Origin of the sequence: Nocardia asteroides (genome assembly GCF_900637185.1) — a bacterium.
GTDB lineage: Bacteria > Actinomycetota > Actinomycetes > Mycobacteriales > Mycobacteriaceae > Nocardia > Nocardia asteroides.
This window is the reverse complement of record NZ_LR134352.1, coordinates 2,439,438-2,458,239: the sequence shown is the minus strand read 5'-3', so window position 1 is coordinate 2,458,239 and position 18,802 is coordinate 2,439,438. Positions and strand designations below refer to the sequence as shown.

General features: G+C 70.0%; 17 protein-coding genes, 2 tRNA genes and 1 pseudogene. 7 read left to right on the top strand and 13 right to left on the bottom strand.

All coding sequences use genetic code 11. The features are described from left to right. Positions 1–163: 163 nt before the first annotated feature. Positions 164–784 (top strand): TetR/AcrR family transcriptional regulator, encoded by a 621-nt coding sequence (locus tag EL493_RS11520; protein ID WP_019045773.1) that lies wholly within the window; start codon positions 164–166, stop codon positions 782–784. Next, positions 774–2,315: a glycerol-3-phosphate dehydrogenase/oxidase gene (locus tag EL493_RS11515; RefSeq protein WP_019045772.1), complete on the top strand. Its 1,542-nt coding sequence runs from the start codon at positions 774–776 to the stop codon at positions 2,313–2,315. The genes EL493_RS11520 and EL493_RS11515 overlap by 11 nt, the downstream gene beginning before the upstream one ends. Before the next feature lie 82 nt (positions 2,316–2,397). On the opposite strand, the gene EL493_RS11510 is transcribed toward EL493_RS11515, so the two are convergent. Next, entirely contained in the window at positions 2,398–2,964 is a 567-nt protein-coding gene (locus EL493_RS11510) for a GNAT family N-acetyltransferase (RefSeq protein WP_019045771.1), read from the bottom strand. After that, the gene (locus EL493_RS11505; protein ID WP_019045770.1) at positions 2,961–3,638 is read right to left on the bottom strand and encodes a TetR/AcrR family transcriptional regulator; all 678 of its coding nucleotides are present in this window, start codon (positions 3,636–3,638) and stop codon (positions 2,961–2,963) included. Before EL493_RS11505 ends, EL493_RS11510 begins: the two co-directional genes overlap by 4 nt. Positions 3,639–3,892: 254 nt before the next feature. Here EL493_RS11505 and EL493_RS11500 point away from each other — a divergent pair, with 254 nt between their 5' ends. Continuing rightward, complete coding sequence (locus tag EL493_RS11500; protein ID WP_022567178.1) at positions 3,893–5,089, top strand: FHA domain-containing protein; 1,197 nt, start codon at positions 3,893–3,895, stop codon at positions 5,087–5,089. 69 nt (positions 5,090–5,158) lie between these two features. On the opposite strand, the gene mihF is transcribed toward EL493_RS11500, so the two are convergent. Further along, positions 5,159–5,473: an integration host factor, actinobacterial type gene (gene mihF, locus EL493_RS11495; protein WP_019045768.1), complete on the bottom strand. Its 315-nt coding sequence runs from the start codon at positions 5,471–5,473 to the stop codon at positions 5,159–5,161. Between the two features lie 463 nt (positions 5,474–5,936). Between mihF and EL493_RS11490 the strand changes: the two genes are divergently transcribed. Further along, entirely contained in the window at positions 5,937–6,746 is an 810-nt protein-coding gene (locus EL493_RS11490) for a hypothetical protein (RefSeq protein WP_019045767.1), read from the top strand. 79 nt (positions 6,747–6,825) lie between these two features. On the opposite strand, the gene clpX is transcribed toward EL493_RS11490, so the two are convergent. The 5 genes from clpX to EL493_RS11465 form a co-directional block, all read right to left on the bottom strand. Beyond that, positions 6,826–8,106, bottom strand: a complete 1,281-nt coding sequence (gene clpX / locus EL493_RS11485; protein WP_019045766.1) for an ATP-dependent Clp protease ATP-binding subunit ClpX — start codon at positions 8,104–8,106, stop codon at positions 6,826–6,828. A gap of 240 nt (positions 8,107–8,346) precedes the next feature. Beyond that, positions 8,347–9,012, bottom strand: a complete 666-nt coding sequence (locus tag EL493_RS11480) for an ATP-dependent Clp protease proteolytic subunit (RefSeq protein WP_019045765.1) — start codon at positions 9,010–9,012, stop codon at positions 8,347–8,349. A 43-nt stretch (positions 9,013–9,055) separates the two neighbouring features. Beyond that, complete coding sequence (locus EL493_RS11475) at positions 9,056–9,631, bottom strand: ATP-dependent Clp protease proteolytic subunit (protein ID WP_030202569.1); 576 nt, start codon at positions 9,629–9,631, stop codon at positions 9,056–9,058. A gap of 239 nt (positions 9,632–9,870) precedes the next feature. Further along, positions 9,871–11,235 carry a trigger factor gene (gene tig / locus EL493_RS11470; RefSeq protein ID WP_022567176.1) on the bottom strand — a complete coding sequence of 455 codons (1,365 nt, stop codon included), beginning with the start codon at positions 11,233–11,235 and terminating at the stop codon, positions 9,871–9,873. Between the two features lie 128 nt (positions 11,236–11,363). Beyond that, positions 11,364–11,918: an FKBP-type peptidyl-prolyl cis-trans isomerase gene (locus EL493_RS11465; RefSeq protein WP_019045762.1), complete on the bottom strand. Its 555-nt coding sequence runs from the start codon at positions 11,916–11,918 to the stop codon at positions 11,364–11,366. Between the two features lie 139 nt (positions 11,919–12,057). Between EL493_RS11465 and EL493_RS11460 the strand changes: the two genes are divergently transcribed. Next, the gene (locus tag EL493_RS11460) at positions 12,058–14,532 is read left to right on the top strand and encodes a phosphoketolase family protein (RefSeq protein WP_019045761.1); all 2,475 of its coding nucleotides are present in this window, start codon (positions 12,058–12,060) and stop codon (positions 14,530–14,532) included. Between the two features lie 69 nt (positions 14,533–14,601). Next, positions 14,602–15,348, top strand: a pseudogene (locus EL493_RS11455) (metallophosphoesterase); the annotation flags it as partial. Between the two features lie 23 nt (positions 15,349–15,371). On the opposite strand, the gene EL493_RS11450 reads toward EL493_RS11455, so the two are convergent. After that, positions 15,372–15,590, bottom strand: coding sequence for a hypothetical protein (locus tag EL493_RS11450; protein ID WP_197724368.1), 219 nt, complete (start codon positions 15,588–15,590; stop codon positions 15,372–15,374). Positions 15,591–15,677: 87 nt separating this feature from the next. Here EL493_RS11450 and EL493_RS11445 point away from each other — a divergent pair, with 87 nt between their 5' ends. Next, entirely contained in the window at positions 15,678–16,046 is a 369-nt protein-coding gene (locus EL493_RS11445) for a hypothetical protein (protein ID WP_022567174.1), read from the top strand. Positions 16,047–16,050: 4 nt separating this feature from the next. On the opposite strand, the gene EL493_RS11440 is transcribed toward EL493_RS11445, so the two are convergent. The 4 genes from EL493_RS11440 to EL493_RS11425 form a co-directional block, all read right to left on the bottom strand. Next, complete coding sequence (locus tag EL493_RS11440) at positions 16,051–17,343, bottom strand: GDSL-type esterase/lipase family protein (RefSeq protein ID WP_019045757.1); 1,293 nt, start codon at positions 17,341–17,343, stop codon at positions 16,051–16,053. Between the two features lie 113 nt (positions 17,344–17,456). After that, on the bottom strand, positions 17,457–18,215 hold the full coding sequence (locus EL493_RS11435) for an SDR family oxidoreductase (protein ID WP_019045756.1): 759 nt from the start codon (positions 18,213–18,215) through the stop codon (positions 17,457–17,459). Between the two features lie 49 nt (positions 18,216–18,264). Further along, a tRNA-Pro gene (locus tag EL493_RS11430) sits at positions 18,265–18,341 on the bottom strand. A 41-nt stretch (positions 18,342–18,382) separates the two neighbouring features. Next, positions 18,383–18,453, bottom strand: a tRNA-Gly gene (locus tag EL493_RS11425). Between the last annotated feature and the right edge of the window lie 349 nt (positions 18,454–18,802).

Below are 18,802 nucleotides of genomic sequence, written 5' to 3'. Positions count from 1 at the left end.
AACCAATAGAGATTCCCTCGAGATCGGCAGCCGACCACTGTCGGATGTCACCGCAGCCCCTTCACGACAGCGACCCCGCTGGCCCGCTCGATACCCTTGGGCGTTCCAGCTCGAGCACGGCGCCCCTCCCGGCGCCGCCGAACACACCCGGGGTGAAGCCACGATGATCGAACTCGCGTCCACAGCGGACGAGCAGCTCTCGCCCACCGACGTGGCGATCCTCGATGCCACGCGCGCCTGCGTGGTCGACTTCGGCGTCCGGCGCACCACCCTCACCGAGGTGGCGCGGCGCGCGGGTGTCAGCAGGCCGACGGTCTACCGCCGCTGGCCCGACACCGGGTCGCTGATCGCCGAACTGCTCGTGCGTGAGCTACGCACGATCGTCGGCGAGACCATGCCCGATATCGGCCTCGGCCGGGACCGGCTGGTGCGGGGCATCGTGGCGGGCGCGGCGGCGATCCGGTCGAACGCGGTGTTCGCCAAGATCTTCCGCACCGACACCGACCTCATGCTCACCTACGTGTTCGGCAGGCTGGGCCGCAATCAGCGCACGCTGATCGAGCTGTTCGCCACCGCGATCCGGCTCGGGCACGAAGACGGGTCGATCCGGGCGGGCGACGCCGAGCAGATGGCAACCATGCTGCTGCTCATCACCCAGTCCGCGGTGCAGTCCGCGGGCACGGTGGAGCCGCTGCTGGCCGGTACGGAGTTCGACGCCGAGCTGTCGAGGGCGATCGAGGGTTACCTGCTCCCGCCCCGCGACAAGGACTGTGATGACTCCTGATTCGAACCTCACCGCCACCCGCCGCTCCGCCGAGCTGACCGCGCTCGGCGACCGACCCGAGGTCGACGTGCTGGTGATCGGCGGCGGCGTCACCGGCGTCGGCGCCGCCCTCGACGCCGCGTCCCGCGGCCTGCGCACGCTGCTGGTCGAGCGCGACGACCTGGCCTTCGGCACCAGCCGCTGGAGTTCGAAACTCGTGCACGGCGGCCTGCGCTACCTGGCGAGCGGACGGGTCGGCATCGCGCACGAGAGCGCGGTCGAGCGCGGCATCCTGTTGCGCACCACCGCACCGCACCTGGTGCGCCCGCTCCCCCAGCTGGTCCCGCTGCTGCCCGGCATCAAGGCCACCCAGAGTTCGCTGATCCGGGCGGGTTTCGCCGCCGGTGACGCGCTGCGGGTCGCCGCCCACACCTCCGCGGGCACCCTGCCACGCTCGCGCCGGGTCGCCGCCGCCGAGGCGCTGCGGCTGGCCCCCACCGTGCGCCGTGCCGGGCTGCGCGGCGGCCTGCAGGCCTGGGACGGACAGCTGGTGGACGACGCGCGTCTGGTCGTCGCGCTGGCCCGCACCGCGGCGGCCGCCGGCGCCACCGTGCTCACCCGGGTCGAAGCCGTTGCCGCGACCGGTGATTCGGTGCGGCTGCGCGACACCCTTTCCGGCGAGACGCTGACCGTGCGGGCCAAGGCGGTGCTCAACGCCACCGGTGTCTGGGCCGCCGAGGTCGACCGCAGCATCGAACTGCGCCCCAGCCGCGGCACCCACCTGGTGTTCGACGCCGCCGCGTTCGGCGGTCTGAGCGCCGCGCTGACCGTGCCCGTCCCCGGCAGCATCAGCCGGTTCGTCTTCGCCTTCCCGGCCGCGCACGGCCGCGTCTACCTCGGGCTCACCGACGAGGACGCCCCCGGCCCGATCCCCGCCGAGCCGCAGCCCACCGAGTCCGAGATCGACTTCCTGCTCGACACCATCAACACCGCGCTGCGGGAACCGCTGACCCGCGCCGACATCCGCGGCCGCTTCGCCGGCCTGCGCCCGCTGCTGAAGACCGCCGACGACAGCACCGCCGACATCTCCCGCGAGCACGCGGTCCTCACCTCCCCCGACGGCCTGATCACCGTGGTCGGCGGCAAACTCACCACCTACCGCAAGATGGCCGAGGACGCCGTCGACGCCGCCGTCGCGCACGCGGGCCTGCCCGCGACGCCCTGCCGCACCACCCGCCTTCCGCTGGTCGGCGCGGTGTCCGGCGCCGCGCGCGACCGCATCGACGCGCCCCCGGTCCTCATCGAGCGTTACGGCAGCGAGGCGGGCACCATCGTCTCCGCCTGGCTGGCCGACCCGGCCCTGCGCACCCCGGTGGCCCCCGGAATCGACGTCACCGCCGCCGAATTCGACTTCGCCGTCACCCACGAGGGCGCCCTGACCGTGGACGACCTGCTCGACCGGCGCACCCGGATCGGCCTGGTCGCCGCCGACCGCGACGCCGCCCGGCCCGCCGCCGAAGCCGCCCTCGCCCGAGCCACCGTCGGCGGCTGACCCGTCGCCCGGACACCCGAGCGGGTCGGCAGATCACCGATCGTCGCCGCGGCGACCCGGCGCGGCGACCCACCCGGTGCGATCAGTCCGCGAGCCAGTCGTCCAGGTCGACCCGCATGCAGGCGCGGGGCCATTCGTCGAGGCCGTGGGCGATTTCGGCGGCGCGGACGGCCCGCAGTCCCGGCGTCTCCTCGGCCGCGGTGACATAGCGGAATCCGAGCCGCTCGTAATAGGGCCCGTTCCAGGGGACTTCGGTGAACGTGGTGAGGGTGAGTTCGCGCAGGCCCTGCTCACCGGCCCAGCGCACGGCGTGGTCGATCAGGCGTTTGCCGATGCGCAGGCCCGAATACGCCGGGTCGACGGAGACCTGGTCGATGTGCGGCTGCCCGTCGACCAGGCCGAGCACCAGGTAGCCGACGGGCAGGCCGACCTCGTCGGGCCAGACCCAGGCACGGCCGACGGTGATGAACTCGCGCAGGGTGTCGGCCGAGGGCGGATCGTCGTCGGCGACGGCCGTCATGCCGATGTCGGCGAAGGGCGCGCCCGCGCGGCGCTCGATCTCCTGCAGGATCGGGATCTCGGCCTCGGTCGCCGGCCGGATCGGGCCGCCGATCGTGGGCCGCGCGAGGCTGCCCTGCCGGTCGCTCACGACGCGCTCACCGGGGTCGCGAGAATGCCGTTGAGCATGGCGCGCAGGGCCCAGCGGGCGCGGGTGTCGCCGTCACCGGCCAGCATCGGCCCGCGCAGGGCGACGATGGTCGGGTACCGCTCGGCGGGCAGTTCGTCGAAGCGGCGGGCGATATCGGCCAGGTACTCCGATTCGGTACCGCCCTTGGTGTCGTAGGCGGCCTGTTCGGCGGCCGCGGCGGTGATGTGCAGGTGGATCAGGTCCACGGCCCAGCTCGCGGTCGCCGGGTCAAGGCCGCCCTCGCGCAGCAGCGCGAGCAGCTGTTCGATCAGGCCGAGCGCGTGCTCGGTGGTCGGGATCCGGCCCAGCGCGACGAGCGCGAGCCCTTCGTGCCTGCCGAGCACCTCGACGGCCGATTCCACGACCGCGGTCAGCCGCTCCCGCCAGTCACCGCTGTCGGGCGTGGTCACCGTGGCCAGCACGTGGTCGAGCATGCCGGTCATCAGGTCGTCGCGATTGGCGACGTAGACGTAGAGCGAGGCGGCGCCGGTATCGAGTTCCTGCGCCACCCGGCGCATGGTGAGCGCGGCGAGTCCGTCGGTGTCGAGGACGCGCAGGCCCGTCTCGATGACGACCTCGCGGCTCAGTGGTGCTTTCGCCGGTCGGGCCCGGCGACTCACGGGAGCGGCGTTCATGCGCCGATCATACGCGCCCGACGAACGACGTTTGGCACGAACGATGTTCGCACCGCACCCCTGGGACGCGTCTTCCGCCTCGCCCACCTGCGGTGATCATCGGGGCGAGCGCGCCGCCACCGAAACCGGTAGCGCCACTGGCTCGCTCGGCCTCGCGCGCGCACCCGGCCGCCGACCGTTCACCCGCCCAACCCTTATCGCCGCGCGCGCGAGCGCTCTATGCTGACAGAGGCCAATCCGACAAGGAGGCATTGATGCGCGCGCATTCGTCTACCGTGGCCATCGTGCCCGGTACCGGGATCGTCGCCCGATTCGGCGACGTCGTCGTCTATCTCGCCGGGGAGACACCGTCCACCGACCGCCTGCTCGGCGCGGTCGAAACCGTCGCCATGAGCACCGCGGCATCCGCGCCGGGAGCGGCGCTGGCCCAGCGGCTGGCCGGCGTGGTCTTCGGCGGCGCTTCGGCGCCGCCGCCGTTCGGCGTCCTCGCCCCGACCGGTGACGGGATGCTGATCCTGTTGCGCGGCGCGGTGATCGCCGAGATCTCCGGCGCCGAGGGCAATCGCAGGCTGGCCGGCGACCGGGCCTTCACCTGGGTCGACGAGATCATCCGCGAACCCGTCCGCCGGATCGCGGTGGGTGCCGAGATGGCCGACCCCACCAGCGCCAACCCCCGGACCGATCTGCGCGCGGGCATCGTCAACGGCAACGGCTTCGTCCTCACCCTGGGCCGCCGCCGCAATCCCGCGCCGCGCCGGGTCGAGACGATCGACGAGCCGCCGCCCACCGAGGCCACCGGCTTCCGTGCCCTGCGCGACCCCGCGAACCACACCGAGAACGGCGAGGCCAGGCCCGCCACCGCCGGCTTCACTCCGCCCAGCGCCGAGACCGCGACCGCGGGACCGGCGACCGGTTTCACGCCCGCCGCCGAGACCGTCGACGCCGAGGGCGAGACCGTGAGTACGGGGTCGCGCCCGATCACCGGCGACGGCGCCACCGTCAGCACCGGTCCGCGCAACACGCCCGCCACCAACGCGCCGCTAGCCTGGTCCCAAGCGCTCGACGCGGCCAAGCGGGCCGAGCCCGTCGCGCTGGGTAAGACGGGGACGCAGCAGAGCAGTCCCCGGGGCGCCCTGGTCACCGAGGACGGGCTCAGTTATCCCCTGGATCGGCCCTACGTCCTGGGCCGTAACCCCTCCGGTGACGAATCCGTGCGGGCCGCCGCGGCCACGCCGATCCTGATCGAACGCGACCGGCTCGTCTCCCGGGTCCATGCCTTCGTCGCCCCCGACCGTGGCAAGGTTTTCGTCCGGGAGGCCCCCGCCACCTCCGGTACGTTCTTCGCCGCCCCCGACTCCGAACGCTGGTCGCGCGTCGGCACCCTGCCCATCGAACTGCAGCCGGGCTGGCGCCTGCGCATCAACGATTTCCTGCTGACCTACTGCGTGTGATCCGCTGCGGGCCGAACTGTCCCGACGCCCGTGGCCGTGGTGCCCACGGGCGTCGGATCGCGATTCGGCTCAGGCCTCGAGGGCGTCGAGCAGCGCCGCGCGCTGGCGAGCACCGAGGCCACCGATGCGGCGGTCCTCGGGGATCTCGGCCTGATCCATCAGCTTGGCCGCCTTCACCGGGCCGACACCCGGCAGCGCCTTGATCACCGCGGCGACCTTGGTCTTCTTGACCAGGTCGTCGCTGTCGGCTTTCTTGAGCAGATCGGCGACGGTGACCTTGCCCTCCTTCACCTTGCCGATCAGTTCCGAGCGCGCCTTGCGCACGGCAGCCGCTTTGGCCAACGCCTCGGTGCGCTGTTCGGCGGTCATCGTAGGCAGTGCCATGTCTCCTCCGCTTCCACTCGTCACTCGAACATCTGATTGACGGACCGAGTAAACAGCACGGGATCGGCAGCATCAGTCCGACACACCGCGAGGATACGCCGATGAGTTTTGCGCGTCGGGCCCGTCGTAATGGGTGAACGCCCTACAAGGCGGACGAAACGGACGAAAGAACCGCCGCGTAACACCGCACCCACCTGCGGCGAAACATCAGCAGAAGCACAAAACGGGACAAGGTTCAACGGCGAACCACGGAGGATCGACGACGCTCCTCGGCCCCGGGCGCGACCGTCCCGACGGTTGTCACCGGCTCCCCGTGATCGTGCGGTTACAGCTACACAGTTGTGCGCCAGACGTTTCCGCGCATCGCGGGCCGGCCCCGAATCGGCCCGCGATTGCACGCCCGGCCCGTCGATGCGCAAGAATGACGCGACCCGGCGAACCCCCACAGCTGTCTGGAGTTGCGATGCGCGAGGAACACCCGCTCGATGACGAGGTCGTCGCACTGCCCGTCCGGGTGGAACGGGCCCGCAGGCGCATCGAGTTCCAATCCGATCCGGCGCTGACCGACGCGCTGTCCGAGGACGAACTGCGCGCCGAGCGGGAGCTCGCCGAGAAGATCCGCACCTACGAGCGCGACCAGCGCTGGAAGCAGATCAAGGCGGCCTCCACCCACGCCGACCGGCTGCGCGAGACCAACGCCGAGCTGGAACGGGCCGAGATGGCCGATCTGATGCTGGCCCGCAAGGCCATCGCCGCCCAGCGCCGCGAATCCAACCCGCGCGCCCGCCTGGCCTCGCTGTACCAGCACCGCACCTGGTCGCTGCGCGCGCTCGCCGGCGTGGTGATCGCGGGCATGCTGTGGTCGGCGGTGAACGTGCAGCACAACATCGCCCCCGGCGGCCCGAGCGACCCGCTCTACTGGGCCAGCTTCGGCTTGGAGGCCATGATCAGCGTCTGCCTGGTCATCATCATGATCGGTACCACCCGGGTGGCCGAGTGGGGCGTGATGGGCAACCGCACCCAGGTGCTGGTCGCCGAGCTGTTCCTGCTCACCCTCACCATCGCCCTGAACACCTATCCGCACCTGAGCGCGCGGCACTGGTACGACGCCGCCGTGCACGCCGTGGCCCCGGTGATGATCGGCGTGGCCCTGATGATCCACAACGCCGCCAGCGCGCGCTACAGCACCGCCATCGCCCGCGCCTCGGCCGAGATCCCCGCCGAGGACGAGGCGGATCTGCTGGCCGCCGCGCCTTCCTTCCGCGAGGGCTGACGAACCGCGCCCCCGAACGAAAAGAGGGCCCGTACTCCTTCGGGAGTACGGGCCCTCTTCTCTGACCTGTGGGCGATCCTTACGCCGACTTCTCGCGACGCTCGGTGCGCTGGGTCTTGCGCGGGACGATCGTCGGCAGCACGTTCTCGGTGACGGTGTCGGCGTTCACGACCACCTTGGCGACGTCGTCACGGCCGGGGATGTCGTACATCACCGGCAGCAGGACTTCCTCCATGATGGCGCGCAGGCCACGGGCGCCGGTGCCACGCAGGATCGCCTGATCCGCGACGGCCTCGAGCGCGTCGTTGGTGAACTCCAGGTCCACCCCGTCCATCTCGAACAGCCGCACGTACTGCTTGACCAGCGCGTTCTTCGGCTCCGAGAGGATCTTGACCAGCGAGTCCTTGTCCAGGTTGGTCACCGAGGCCACGACCGGCAGGCGGCCGATGAACTCGGGGATCAGACCGAACTTGATCAGGTCCTCCGGCATCACGTCGGCGAAGTGGTCGTCGGTGTCGACCTCCGCCTTGGAGCGCACCTCGGCGCCGAAGCCGATCCCGCGGTGACCGGTGCGGTCGGAGATGATCTTCTCCAGGCCCGCGAACGCGCCCGCCACGATGAACAGCACGTTGGTGGTGTCGATCTGGATGAACTCCTGGTGCGGGTGCTTGCGACCGCCCTGCGGCGGCACACTCGCCTGGGTGCCCTCCAGGATCTTCAGCAGCGCCTGCTGTACGCCCTCACCGGAGACGTCGCGGGTAATCGACGGGTTCTCGCTCTTGCGGGCGATCTTGTCGACCTCGTCGATGTAGATGATGCCGGTCTCGGCGCGCTTGACGTCGTAGTCGGCGGCCTGGATCAGCTTCAGCAGGATGTTCTCGACGTCCTCGCCGACGTAGCCCGCCTCGGTGAGCGCCGTGGCGTCGGCGATGGCGAACGGCACGTTCAGCATCTTCGCCAGGGTCTGCGCGAGGTAGGTCTTACCGCAGCCGGTGGGGCCGAGCATCAGGATGTTCGACTTGGCCAGCTCGACGGTCTCGCCGCGGCTGTCGCGGCCCTTGTCGCCGGCCTGGATGCGCTTGTAGTGGTTGTACACCGCGACCGCGAGGGTGCGCTTGGCCGTGTCCTGCCCGATGACGTAGTTCTCCAGGAAATCCCGGATCTCCGACGGCTTGGGCAGTTCGTCGAGCTTGACCTCGCTCGACTCGGCCAGCTCTTCCTCGATGATCTCGTTGCAGAGGTCGATGCACTCGTCGCAGATATAGACACCGGGGCCCGCGATGAGCTTCTTGACCTGCTTCTGGCTCTTTCCGCAGAACGAGCACTTGAGCAGATCGCCGCCGTCTCCGATGCGCGCCATCTCGTAGGTCCCTACTTCCTTTTCCGAGTGCGACCGTCGTCCCCCGATTGGGCCGGAAATACGTTTCGGTGCCGTCAATCAGAGCAATGGTCCCTGAGTCGACCGTACCTGGTGTGCGCGAGAGAGGTCGACAACTCGCGCATGTTTCTGTGAACGGTTGTGCGGGTTCTCACCATTGTGAGGCCCACGGTCGAAAAATGGTGGGCCCGCCGCCCAGATCGGGCGACGGGCCCGGGCGTGTCACTTCTGACCGCTGAGCTTCCGGTAGTCGAAGACCTGGTCCACGATGCCGTAGTCCTTGGCCTCCTCGGCCGTCAGGATCTTGTCGCGGTCGGTGTCCTTGCGGACCTGCTCCTCGGACTTGCCGGTGTGGCGCGCGATGGTGACCTCCATCAGGCGGCGCATCCGCTCGATCTCGGCCGCGGCGATCTCGAGGTCGGACACCTGGCCCTGCACGCCGCCCGAGGACGGCTGGTGGATCAGGATGCGCGCGTTGGGCAGCGCGGCGCGCTTACCCGGCGCACCGGCGGCCAGCAGCACCGCGGCGGCCGAGGCGGCCTGACCCAGGCACACCGTCACCACGTCGGGGCGGACGTACTGCATGGTGTCGTAGATCGCCATCAGCGCGGTGAACGAGCCACCGGGCGAGTTGATGTACATGGTGATGTCGCGGTCGGGGTCCTGGGACTCCAGCACCAGCAGCTGCGCCATGATGTCGTTCGCCGAGACGTCGTCGACCTGGTTGCCCAGGAAGATGATGCGCTCCTCGAAGAGCTTGTTGTACGGGTCCGACGTCTTGACACCGAACGAGGTCTGCTCGGTGAACTGCGGCAGGATGTAGCGCGCCTGCGGGAGGCCCGCAGCGGAGCCGCCATGTCCGGCGCGCGGGTCGAAGAGGTTGGCCATCTTTATCTCCAAGCTTGGTCTCGAGTGAGGGGGGACGGCGGCGTTACTTCGCCTGGTTCGCGTGGGTGACCACGTGGTCGATGAAGCCGTACTCCAGGGCTTCCTTCGCCGTGAACCAGCGGTCGCGGTCCGCGTCCTCGGTCACCTGCTCCACCGACTTGCCGGTGTGCAGCGACTGCAGCTCGTTGAGCTCGCGCTTGGTGTGGGCGAACTGCTCGGCCATGATCGCGATGTCGGCCGCCGAACCACCGATGCCCGCCGACGGCTGGTGCATCATGATCCGGGTGTGCGGCAGCGCGAAACGCTTGCCCTTGGTGCCCGCGGTGAGCAGGAACTGCCCCATCGACGCGGCCAGACCCATCGCCACGGTCTTGATGTCGCACTCGGCGAACTGCATCGTGTCGTAGATGGCCATGCCCGCGGTGACCGAGCCACCCGGGGAGTTGATGTAGAGGGAGATGTCCTTGGTGGGATCCTCGGCCGAGAGCAGCAGGATCTGCGCGCACAGCTTGTTCGCGATGTCGTCGTCCACCTGGGTGCCCAGGAAGATGATGCGCTCGCGCAGCAGCCGCTCGTACACCGAATCACTGAGGTTGAGACCAGCAGTAGCGGCTGTCATGACCCCTGCCTGGTTGATTGTCACGGATACCTGCCTTCTCTTCTCACCGATTTGCTACGGCCATACGGTTCGTCGTCACAAACACTAACGAAGCAGGGCGGCACCGAACTCCCGGTACCGCCCTTCTTCGCTCACAGCGCAATCTCGCTCCGCTCGATCGCACTGTGCGCGAGGCGCGCTGCGCAGCCGGTTCGCTCGCTTCGCTCCCTCACAGCGCAATCAAATCACGCCGCCACAACTTATTCGGCAGCCGCCTCGGCCTGCTCGGTCTCGGCGGAATCGGCCGGGTCACCGAACATTTCGGTGGTGTCGACCACATTGCCCTCGGAGTCGGTGACCTTGACCTGGCCCACGACACCGGCCAGCGCCTTGCCGCGACGGACGTCGGCGAACACCGCGCCGAGCTGACCGGCCTGCTGCACCTGCTGGATGAACTGCTCCGGCGACATGCCGTAGCGCTGCGCCTGGAACAGGATCCGCTCGGTCAGCTCCTGCTGGCCGACCTGGGTGTTCTCGGCCTCGGCGATGGCGTCGAGCAGCAGCTGGGTCTTCACCGACTTCTCGGCGGCTTCCTGGGTGTCCTTGTCGAACTCCTCGCGGGAGGAGCCCTGCGCCTCGAGCGCCTCGGCCAGCTTGGCCTCGTCGTGGTCGAAGCCGTGGACGGCGTCGTGCAGCACCGCGTCGACCTCGGCCTTGACCACGGCCTCGGGCAGCGGGACCTCGACGGTCTCGAGCAGGGTGTCGAGCACCTTGTCGCGGATCTGACCGGCCTGCTCGACCTTCTTGGTCCGCTCGACGCGGCCCTTCAGGTCTTCCTTGAGCTCGTCGATGGTGTCGAATTCGCTGGCCAGCTGGGCGAACTCGTCGTCGGCCTCGGGCAGCTCGCGCTCCTTCACCGACTGCACGGTGACGGTGATGACGGCTTCCTTACCGGCGTGCTCGCCCGCCACCAGGGTGGAGGTGAACTCGGCGGACTCGCCGGCCTTCAGACCGGTGATCGCCTCGTCGAGGCCCTCGATCAGCTGACCCGAACCGACCTCGTGCGACAGGCCGGTGGTGGCCGCCTCGGGGACGTCCTCACCGTCGACGGTGGCCGAGAGGTCGATCGACACGAAGTCGCCGTCCTGCACCGCGCGCTCGACACCGGTCAGGGTGCCGAAGCGCTGACGCAGCGAGGTGAGCTGCTGCTCGATGTCGGCGTCCTCGATGGTGAACGCGTCGACGGTGACCTCGAGGCCCGAGTAGTCCGGCAGCGCGATCTCGGGGCGCACGTCGACCTCGGCGGTGAACGCCAGCTCCTCGCCGTCCTCGATCTTGGTGATCTCGATCTCGGGCTGGCCGATGACCTTCACCTCGGTGGACTGCACGGCCTCGGCGTAGCGGCCCGGCAGCGCGTCGTTGACGACCTGCTCCAGCACGGCGCCACGGCCGACACGGGTCTCGATCAGCTTGGCCGGGGCCTTGCCCGGACGGAAGCCGGGGATACGGACCTGCTGGGCCAGCGCCTTGTACGCCTTGTCGAAGTCGGGCTTCAGCTCCTCGAAGGGCACCTCGACGTTGATCCGGACCCGGGTCGGGCTCAGCTGCTCGACGGTGCTCTTCACGGACATGCTCCTTGGTTCGTAGTTCAGTGGTGTCCCCGCATGGGACGTCGCGCCCTGAATCGGGTGCGGCGAACGCATCCCGACCAGGGTAGTTGACCGCCCTCGCGGCCGTGCAATCGGCGTCTCGGCTAGCGGCCGACCTGCACCGCATCGGTGACGAAGACCAGCGTCTCGTTCGGCGCGACGCCGTTGCCGCCCGCGCCGTAGCCGAGGTTCGGCGGCACGATCAGCAGCCGGCGCGCACCCTGCTGCACGCCGAGCAGACCCTGGTCCCAGCCCTCGATGACCTGGCCGGCGCCGAGGGTCAGCCCGAAGGGCTTGCCGCGCTTGAAGGAACTGTCGAGGGTCTGCTTGTCCGACCAGGTGACCAGCGCGTAGTTCATGGTCAGCGGCTGGCCCGCCGCGGCGCCGGGGCCGTTGCCGGGGACCAGGTCCTTGACGATCAGGGTGGTCGGCGGGTCGCAGGAATCGGGGATGGTGATCTCCGGTGCGTCGCCGTAGCCGCCGCTGACCTTCACGTCGTCGGCGGTGCACTCGCGGCCCTTGCTCGCGGTCGGCGCGCCCGCGGCGGTGCTGGTGCTCGGCGAGCTCGCCGAGTCCGAATCCGACGAGCCACACGCCGCCGTCGCGACCGCGGCCGCAGCGACGAGTCCGATGCCGATGATCCTGCCGAGAGAATGCATGGCCCGCACAGTAGTGCACGGCGGCGGTAGGCTCGGCGATGCGTATCTCCACCGGTGACGCCGAGTGCCGATCGGCGCCACGGACAGGTCCCGGCGGCGCGGTCGCGCCGCAGCTCACCGAGTACGAGGAGAGTCCGCGATGACCCGGACCCGCGATATCCACGCCGACACCGCCGCCGACGATGTGGGCGGCGGCGAGGGCGAGACCGTCGCCCCGAAGCCCTATGTCCTCACCGACGCCGCGGGGCCGCTCTCGCGCGAGGAACTCGTCGCGGTCGACACCTGGTGGCGCGCGGCGAACTATCTGGCGGTCGGCCAGATCTATCTGATGAGCAACCCGCTGCTGCGGGCACCGCTGCGCGAGCAGGACGTCAAACCCCGGCTGCTGGGCCATTTCGGGACCGTGCCAGGCCTGAATCTGGTGTGGGCGCACGCCAATCGGCTGATCCGGGCCCGCGACCTGAACGCGGTGTACGTGGCCGGCCCCGGCCACGGTGGTCCCGGCCCCAATGCCTGCGCCTGGCTCGAGGGCGCCTACGCCGAGCTCTATCCCGACATCCCGCGCGACGCCGACGGCATGCGCAGGCTGTTCCACCAGTTCTCCTTCCCCGGCGGCGTGCCGAGCCACTGCGCGCCGGAGACCCCCGGCTCGTTCCACGAGGGCGGTGAACTCGGCTACAGCCTGCTGCACGCCTACGGCGCCGCCCTCGACAATCCCGATCTCACGGTCTTCTGCGTGATCGGCGACGGCGAGGCCGAGACCGGCCCGCTGGCGGGCAGCTGGCACGCGAACAAGTTCCTCAACGCGGGCCGCGACGGCGCGGTGGTGCCGATCCTGGCGCTCAACGAGTACAAGATCGCCAATCCCACGATTCTCGCCCGCATTCCGGAGGACGAGCTGGTCTCGCTGCTGCGCGGGTACGGCTACGAACCGCTGATCGTCTCCGGTGACGACCCGGCGCCGGTGCATCAGGCGATGGCCACCGCGATGGAGACCTGTCTGGACCGGATCGCCGAGTTCCAGCGCGCGGCGCGCGTGGACGGTGACATGTCCCGCCCGCGCTGGCCGATGATCGTGCTGCACACCCCGAAGGGCTGGACCTGTCCCCCGGTCGTCGACGGCGAACGTGTCGAGGGCACCTTCCGCGCGCACCAGGTGCCACTGCCCGCGGCCAGGACCGACCCGCGGCATCGCCGGGTGCTGGAGGAGTGGCTGCGTTCCTACCGGCCCGAGGAACTGTTCGACGACGCGGGCGCCCCGGTGCCCGCGCTGCTCGCACAGGTCCCGGACCAGCCGATGAGCCTGAACCCGGTGGCCAACGGCGGCCTGCTGGTACGCGATCTGGACCTGCCCGACTGGCGCGCGTACGGCGTCACCGTCGAGCGGCCGGGCGCCACCCAGCACGAGGCCACCCGGGTGCTCGGCGGCTGGCTGCGCGATGTCACCGCCCGCAACGAGCGCGATTTCCTGGTCCTCGCCCCCGACGAGCTGGTCAGCAACCGGCTCCAGGACGTGCTCGAGGTGACCGGCCGCGACTGGCAGGCCGAGGTGGGCCGCTGGGATGTGGACCTGTCGCCGGTGGGCCGGGCCGTGGAAGTGCTCTCCGAGCACATGTGCCAGGGCCTGCTCGAGGGGTATCTGCTCACCGGCAGGCACGGGGTGTTCACCTGCTACGAGGCGTTCATCCACATCGTCGACGCCATGTTCAACCAGCACGCCAAATGGCTCGACGCCAGCCTGGCGGTGCCGTGGCGGCGCAAGATCCCCAGCCTGAACTACCTGCTCACCTCGCACGTCTGGCGGCAGGACCACAACGGCTTCACCCATCAGGACCCTGGCTTCCTCGACGTGGTGGCGAACAAGAGCCCCGAGATCGTGCGGGTGTATCTGCCGTCGGACGCGAACACCTTGCTGTCCACCTACGACCACTGCCTGCGCTCGCTGCACTACGCGAATGTCGTCGTCGCGGGCAAACAGCCGGGTCCCGACTGGCTCTCGGTGCCGGAGGCCGCGGTGCACTGCGCCAGGGGCGCCGGGATCTGGGAGTGGGCCTGCCACAACGACGAGCTGGGCAGCACCCCCGACGTCGTGCTCGGATGCGCGGGCGACATCCCCACGCTGGAAACCCTGGCCGCCGCCGCGATCCTGCGGGATCGGCTGCCGCAGCTGCGGATCCGGGTGGTCAACGTGGTCGACCTGATGCGCCTGCTGCCCGCCGACGAACACCCGCACGGCCTGTCCGACGCCGAGTTCGACGCGTTGTTCACCACCGACCGCCCGGTGATCTTCGCCTTCCACGGCTACCCCTGGCTGGTGCACCGGCTCACCTACCGCCGCACCAACCACGCCAACCTGCACGTGCGCGGATACAAGGAGAAGGGCACGACCACCACCCCCTTCGACATGGTGATGCTCAACGACCTCGACCGCTTCCACCTGGTCCTGGACGTGATCGACCGGGTGCCGGGCCTGCGCGAACAGGCGGCCGGGCTGCGGCAGGAGATGGTCGACGCCCGGCTCGTCGCGCGGCGCTGGACCCGCGAACACGGCGCCGACATCCCGGTCGTCGCCGACTGGGTGTGGCCCGACGCGGCGATCCCCACTGTGACGTAACGCGGTTGCAGCGCGGGCCCGGCCTGCACGACGATGGAATCGATGACCGAGCCCCGCCGCCCCCACACCCTCCCCCGTGATCGTCGCGACCTCACCGGCCCCTTCGACGTGATCGGCGACGTCCACGGCTGCCGCGGCGAACTGGAGACCCTGCTCGGCGAGCTCGGCTACACGATCGTCCGCGACGAGCGGGGCCGCCCGGTCGACGCCGCCCATCCGGCCGGTCGCACGGTGGTCTTCGTCGGCGATCTGGTCGACCGCGGCCCCGACACCCCGGGCGTGCTGCGCCTGGCGATGGGCATGGTGGCGGCGCGGACCGCGCTGTGCGTCACCGGCAATCACGACGACAAACTCCGGCGCGCCCTGGACGGCCGCAATGTCCGGATCGCGCACGGACTCGAGCTGTCACTGGCCCAGCTGGCCGACGAGGACACCGAATTCCGTTCGGCCGCACTGAGTTTCCTGCACGACCTGCCCAGCCACTATCTGCTCGACGGCGGGCGCCTCGTCGTCGCGCACGCCGGCCTGCCGGAGAGCCTGCACGGCAGCACCTCGGGCCGCGCCCGCTCGTTCGCCCTCTACGGCCACCCCACCGGCGACTACGACGAGCACGGCCTGCCCATCCGCTACGACTGGGCCAAGGACTATCGCGGCGCCGCCACGGTGCTCTACGGCCACACCCCCGTCACCAAGCTGACCTGGGTCAACAACACACTGTGCCTGGATACCGGCGCCGTCTTCGGCGGCACCCTGTCGGCGCTGCGCTACCCGGAGCTGACCACCGTCTCGGTCCCCGCCGAACAGATCTGGAGCGAGCGCGCCGGCATCACCCCCACCGGCTAGACCTCGCCGCGTTCCTTCTTGATCGCGCGCCAGCCACCGGCGCGATTGTCGGCGATGATCTGCTTCAGCATGGCGCCGAGGGCCCGCTCGTTCAGCACTTCGCCCTCGTGCACAGCGACGGTCCGCGCGGTCTTGTTGTCGTGGCCACCGGTGATGATGTGCTCGGGGTCGGGCACGATGGCGCCGCCGCGCCCGGATCGTCGCCGAATCGTCAACTCGACATCCCGCGACGACGAACCGTCACTGGCGGAAAACGGCCTACCATCACGGCGGACGACCCACTCACCGCCGAGGAGAGGTTCATGCGCCGAACATTGCTCGCCCTGTCCGTGCTCTGCCCACTGGTCGGCGCGGGCGTGGTCGCCGCCGATCCGGCCCCGCCGGGGACGAGCACCGCGGGGACACTCACCGTCCTGGCGTTCACCGGCCGCGATCCGATCCCGGTCAACCGGGCCGAGATCGCCGTCACCCGCTGCGGCGAGAGCCAGGTCGTGACGACCCTGACCAGCGGCGCCGACGGCCGCGCCACCGCGGCCCTGCCCGACGGCTGCTACGAGGCGAAGGTGATCACGGTGCCGGGCGGTTGCGCGCTGGCCGATGTGGACCCGGTGCGCCTGCAGGTGGCCGCGGGGACCGGGGTGGGCGCCGAGTTCCGCTTCCGCTGCGCCTGAGGCGTCAGCCGCAGGCCGGGGTGAACCGATCGAGGTCGACCGCGTCGGCCATCGCCCGGTAGCCCGCCGCGTTCGGATGTAGGTTGTCCGGGCCCGCGTAGCGCGGATCCAGGACGTCCGGATTCGCCGGGTCCCGCAGCGCCGCGTCGAAATCGATGACGCTGTCGGACAATTCCTGCGTCCGGATCCACGCGTTGATCCGCTGCCGGACCGGATTCGCGTACGGCAGCGTCAGCATGCCGTCGGCCAGCGCGTTGCTCGTGGGCAGGATGGTGCCCAGGTGCACGCGCAACCCGGCGGCACGCAGGCGCCCGATGATGTCGGTGTAGCCGGTGACGATCTCCTCGTAGCTCGCCCCGATGGGGATACCCAGGTCGTTGATGCCCTCGAGCACGATCACGTCGCCGACCCCGGCCTTGTCGATGACATCGGCCTGCAGCCGGGCGGTGGCCCGGGGGCCGAACTGCGGGATGAACCCGTCGCGGGTGACCCGATTGCCGGAGATCCCCGCGTTGAGCACACTGAACGGCTTGCCCGCCGCGTCGAGGCGGCGCTGCAGGAAGTCCGGGTAGCGCACGTTCCGGTCGACCACGCCCGGGTCCTGCGGCGTGCCGAGGTAGTTGGCCGAGACGTATCCGTCGGTGATGGAGTCGCCGAACGCCACGATGGCCGAGACCCCCGCCGGAGCCTCGACGTCGAGGCCGGAGACCAGCGGGACCGCGGTGGTGCTCAGGGGCAGCCGCGCGCCCGACGGATCGGCGGTGCGATCACCGGCGAACGGCAGGCTGTAGTAGCTGGTGGCGTTGCCGTTGAAGTGTTCGGTCGGCAGCACCGCGAGCCCGGGCACGTGCACGCTCACCGCCAGTGGCGCGAACGCGGCGACATCGAGCTGGACCGGGTCGCTTACCACGTCGCTCCACGGCGGGATGGTCACCGCTCGCGCGCCGCCGAAGGTCACCTCACGCACGGAGTCTGGGTGCACGTCCGCGCCCACGGTCTGATTCGCGACGGTCACGCGGCCTACGCCCATCGCGATCGGCCGGGTGCGGTTGGTCAGGTGGACCCGCAGTTCCGATCCGCCCCGATGCGGGGTGATCACCACGCGGTAGGTCTGATCCGAGATCGACAGCTGGGGAATCAGCGACGGGTCCGCGGCACTGAGGGAATCGGACGGCGCGGCCATCCAGCTGCCCACCCAGCCGGGTCCGTCGCAGCTGCGCGGTGCCGCCCCGGCGATTCCGGTGGACATCGATCCGGCCAGTACCACCGCGGCGCCGAAGACCGCCCACTTTCCCACGCCGCACAGCCTCCCGAGTCACACCCCGACCGTTATCGGGGGTAACAGTAAGAGCGGCGACGCTACCGGCAGGTAGGAATCGTGAAAATTCCTGGCACCCCTCGGTCTTCGCGTCAGTCCTTGGGCCCGCCGGCGACGTAGATGACCTGACCGGAGACGAACCCGGCGCCCTCGCTCACGAGGAACGAGGCGGTGTGCGCGATGTCGGCCGGGGTGCCCACCCGGTTGACCGGGATCTGCGCGGCGGCGGCCTGCTTGAACGCCTCGAAGTCGGCGCCGACGCGGGCCGCGGTGGCCGCGGTCATCTCGGTCTCGATGAAGCCGGGGGCGATGGCGTTGGCGGTGACGCCGAACTTGCCGAGCTCGAAGGCCAGGGTCTTGGTGAAGCCCTGCATGCCCGCCTTGGCGGCGGAGTAGTTGGCCTGGCCGCGGTTGCCGAGCGCGGAGGTGCTCGACAGGTTCACGACGCGGCCGTACTTCGCCTCGACCATGTACTTCTGCACGGCGCGGGTCATCAGGAAGGCACCGCGCAGGTGCACGTTCATGACGGTGTCCCAGTCGTCGACCGACATCTTGAACAGCAGGTTGTCGCGCAGCACACCGGCGTTGTTGACCAGCACGGTCGGCGCGCCCAGCTCGGCGGCCACGCGCTCGACCGCCGCGGCCACGGCCGCTTCGTCGGCGACGTCGGCGCCGACGGCCAGCGCGGCGCCACCGGCGGCCTCGATGGCGGTGACGGTGTTGACGCAGGCGGCCTCGTCGAGATCGAGGACGGCGACGGCGAATCCGTCGGCGGCGAGCCTGCCCGCGACGGCGGCGCCGATACCGCGCGCGGCACCGGTGACGATCGCGACCTTGCGTTCCTGGGACATGGGCACTCCTAGCGCGCTGACACAACCGGCCGAATGGGCGAACTGGTGATGGTCGGGGTGACAGGATTTGAACCTGCGACCCTCCGCTCCCAAAGCGGATGCGCTACCAAGCTGCGCTACACCCCGAGGCCTCGCAGGCGAGACGCCGTCGAGGGAATACATGTTTGAGCGGGTGACGGGAATCGAACCCGCACCATCAGCTTGGAAGGCTGAGGTTCTACCATTGAACTACACCCGCAGGCATACGACATCGATGGGATCGCCACGATGTCGTGTGCGCCACGACTGTACCGAATCCCGCGCGAGAAACGCCAATCCGCCCCCGGGCGAGCACGGCGCCGCGCCGGCGCGCACGGCGCTCGGCCCCGTCGCCCCAGGTGCCCGATTAGGGCCTAATGACCCTATTAATCCCACCCCCGCCCGGACACCATTGTCTGTGCGCGCCCATGGGGACCGGCGCCTGCTCCACCGGGGGAATAAATAGGAGAATTTTCCTCAAAAACCTGGCATGGGGGCGGCGAGTAGGCCACCATGAGATGGCGCGTGACGGCTCCTTGTCGGGGGGAGCCATCGGTCACTCGGCCGCT

Bases quoted from the DNA above. Each gene is read 5' to 3' on its own strand.
- EL493_RS11520 (WP_019045773.1), top strand. From the start codon at position 164: ATGATCGAACTCGCGTCCACAGCGGACGAGCAGCTCTCGCCCACCGAC.
- EL493_RS11515 (WP_019045772.1), top strand. From the start codon at position 774: ATGACTCCTGATTCGAACCTCACCGCCACCCGCCGCTCCGCCGAGCTG.
- EL493_RS11505 (WP_019045770.1), bottom strand. From the start codon at position 3,638: ATGAACGCCGCTCCCGTGAGTCGCCGGGCCCGACCGGCGAAAGCACCA.
- EL493_RS11500 (WP_022567178.1), top strand. From the start codon at position 3,893: ATGCGCGCGCATTCGTCTACCGTGGCCATCGTGCCCGGTACCGGGATC.
- mihF (WP_019045768.1), bottom strand. From the start codon at position 5,473: ATGGCACTGCCTACGATGACCGCCGAACAGCGCACCGAGGCGTTGGCC.
- EL493_RS11490 (WP_019045767.1), top strand. From the start codon at position 5,937: ATGCGCGAGGAACACCCGCTCGATGACGAGGTCGTCGCACTGCCCGTC.
- clpX (WP_019045766.1), bottom strand. From the start codon at position 8,106: ATGGCGCGCATCGGAGACGGCGGCGATCTGCTCAAGTGCTCGTTCTGC.
- EL493_RS11480 (WP_019045765.1), bottom strand. From the start codon at position 9,012: ATGGCCAACCTCTTCGACCCGCGCGCCGGACATGGCGGCTCCGCTGCG.
- EL493_RS11475 (WP_030202569.1), bottom strand. From the start codon at position 9,631: ATGACAGCCGCTACTGCTGGTCTCAACCTCAGTGATTCGGTGTACGAG.
- EL493_RS11465 (WP_019045762.1), bottom strand. From the start codon at position 11,918: ATGCATTCTCTCGGCAGGATCATCGGCATCGGACTCGTCGCTGCGGCC.
- EL493_RS11460 (WP_019045761.1), top strand. From the start codon at position 12,058: ATGACCCGGACCCGCGATATCCACGCCGACACCGCCGCCGACGATGTG.
- EL493_RS11445 (WP_022567174.1), top strand. From the start codon at position 15,678: ATGCGCCGAACATTGCTCGCCCTGTCCGTGCTCTGCCCACTGGTCGGC.
- EL493_RS11435 (WP_019045756.1), bottom strand. From the start codon at position 18,215: ATGTCCCAGGAACGCAAGGTCGCGATCGTCACCGGTGCCGCGCGCGGT.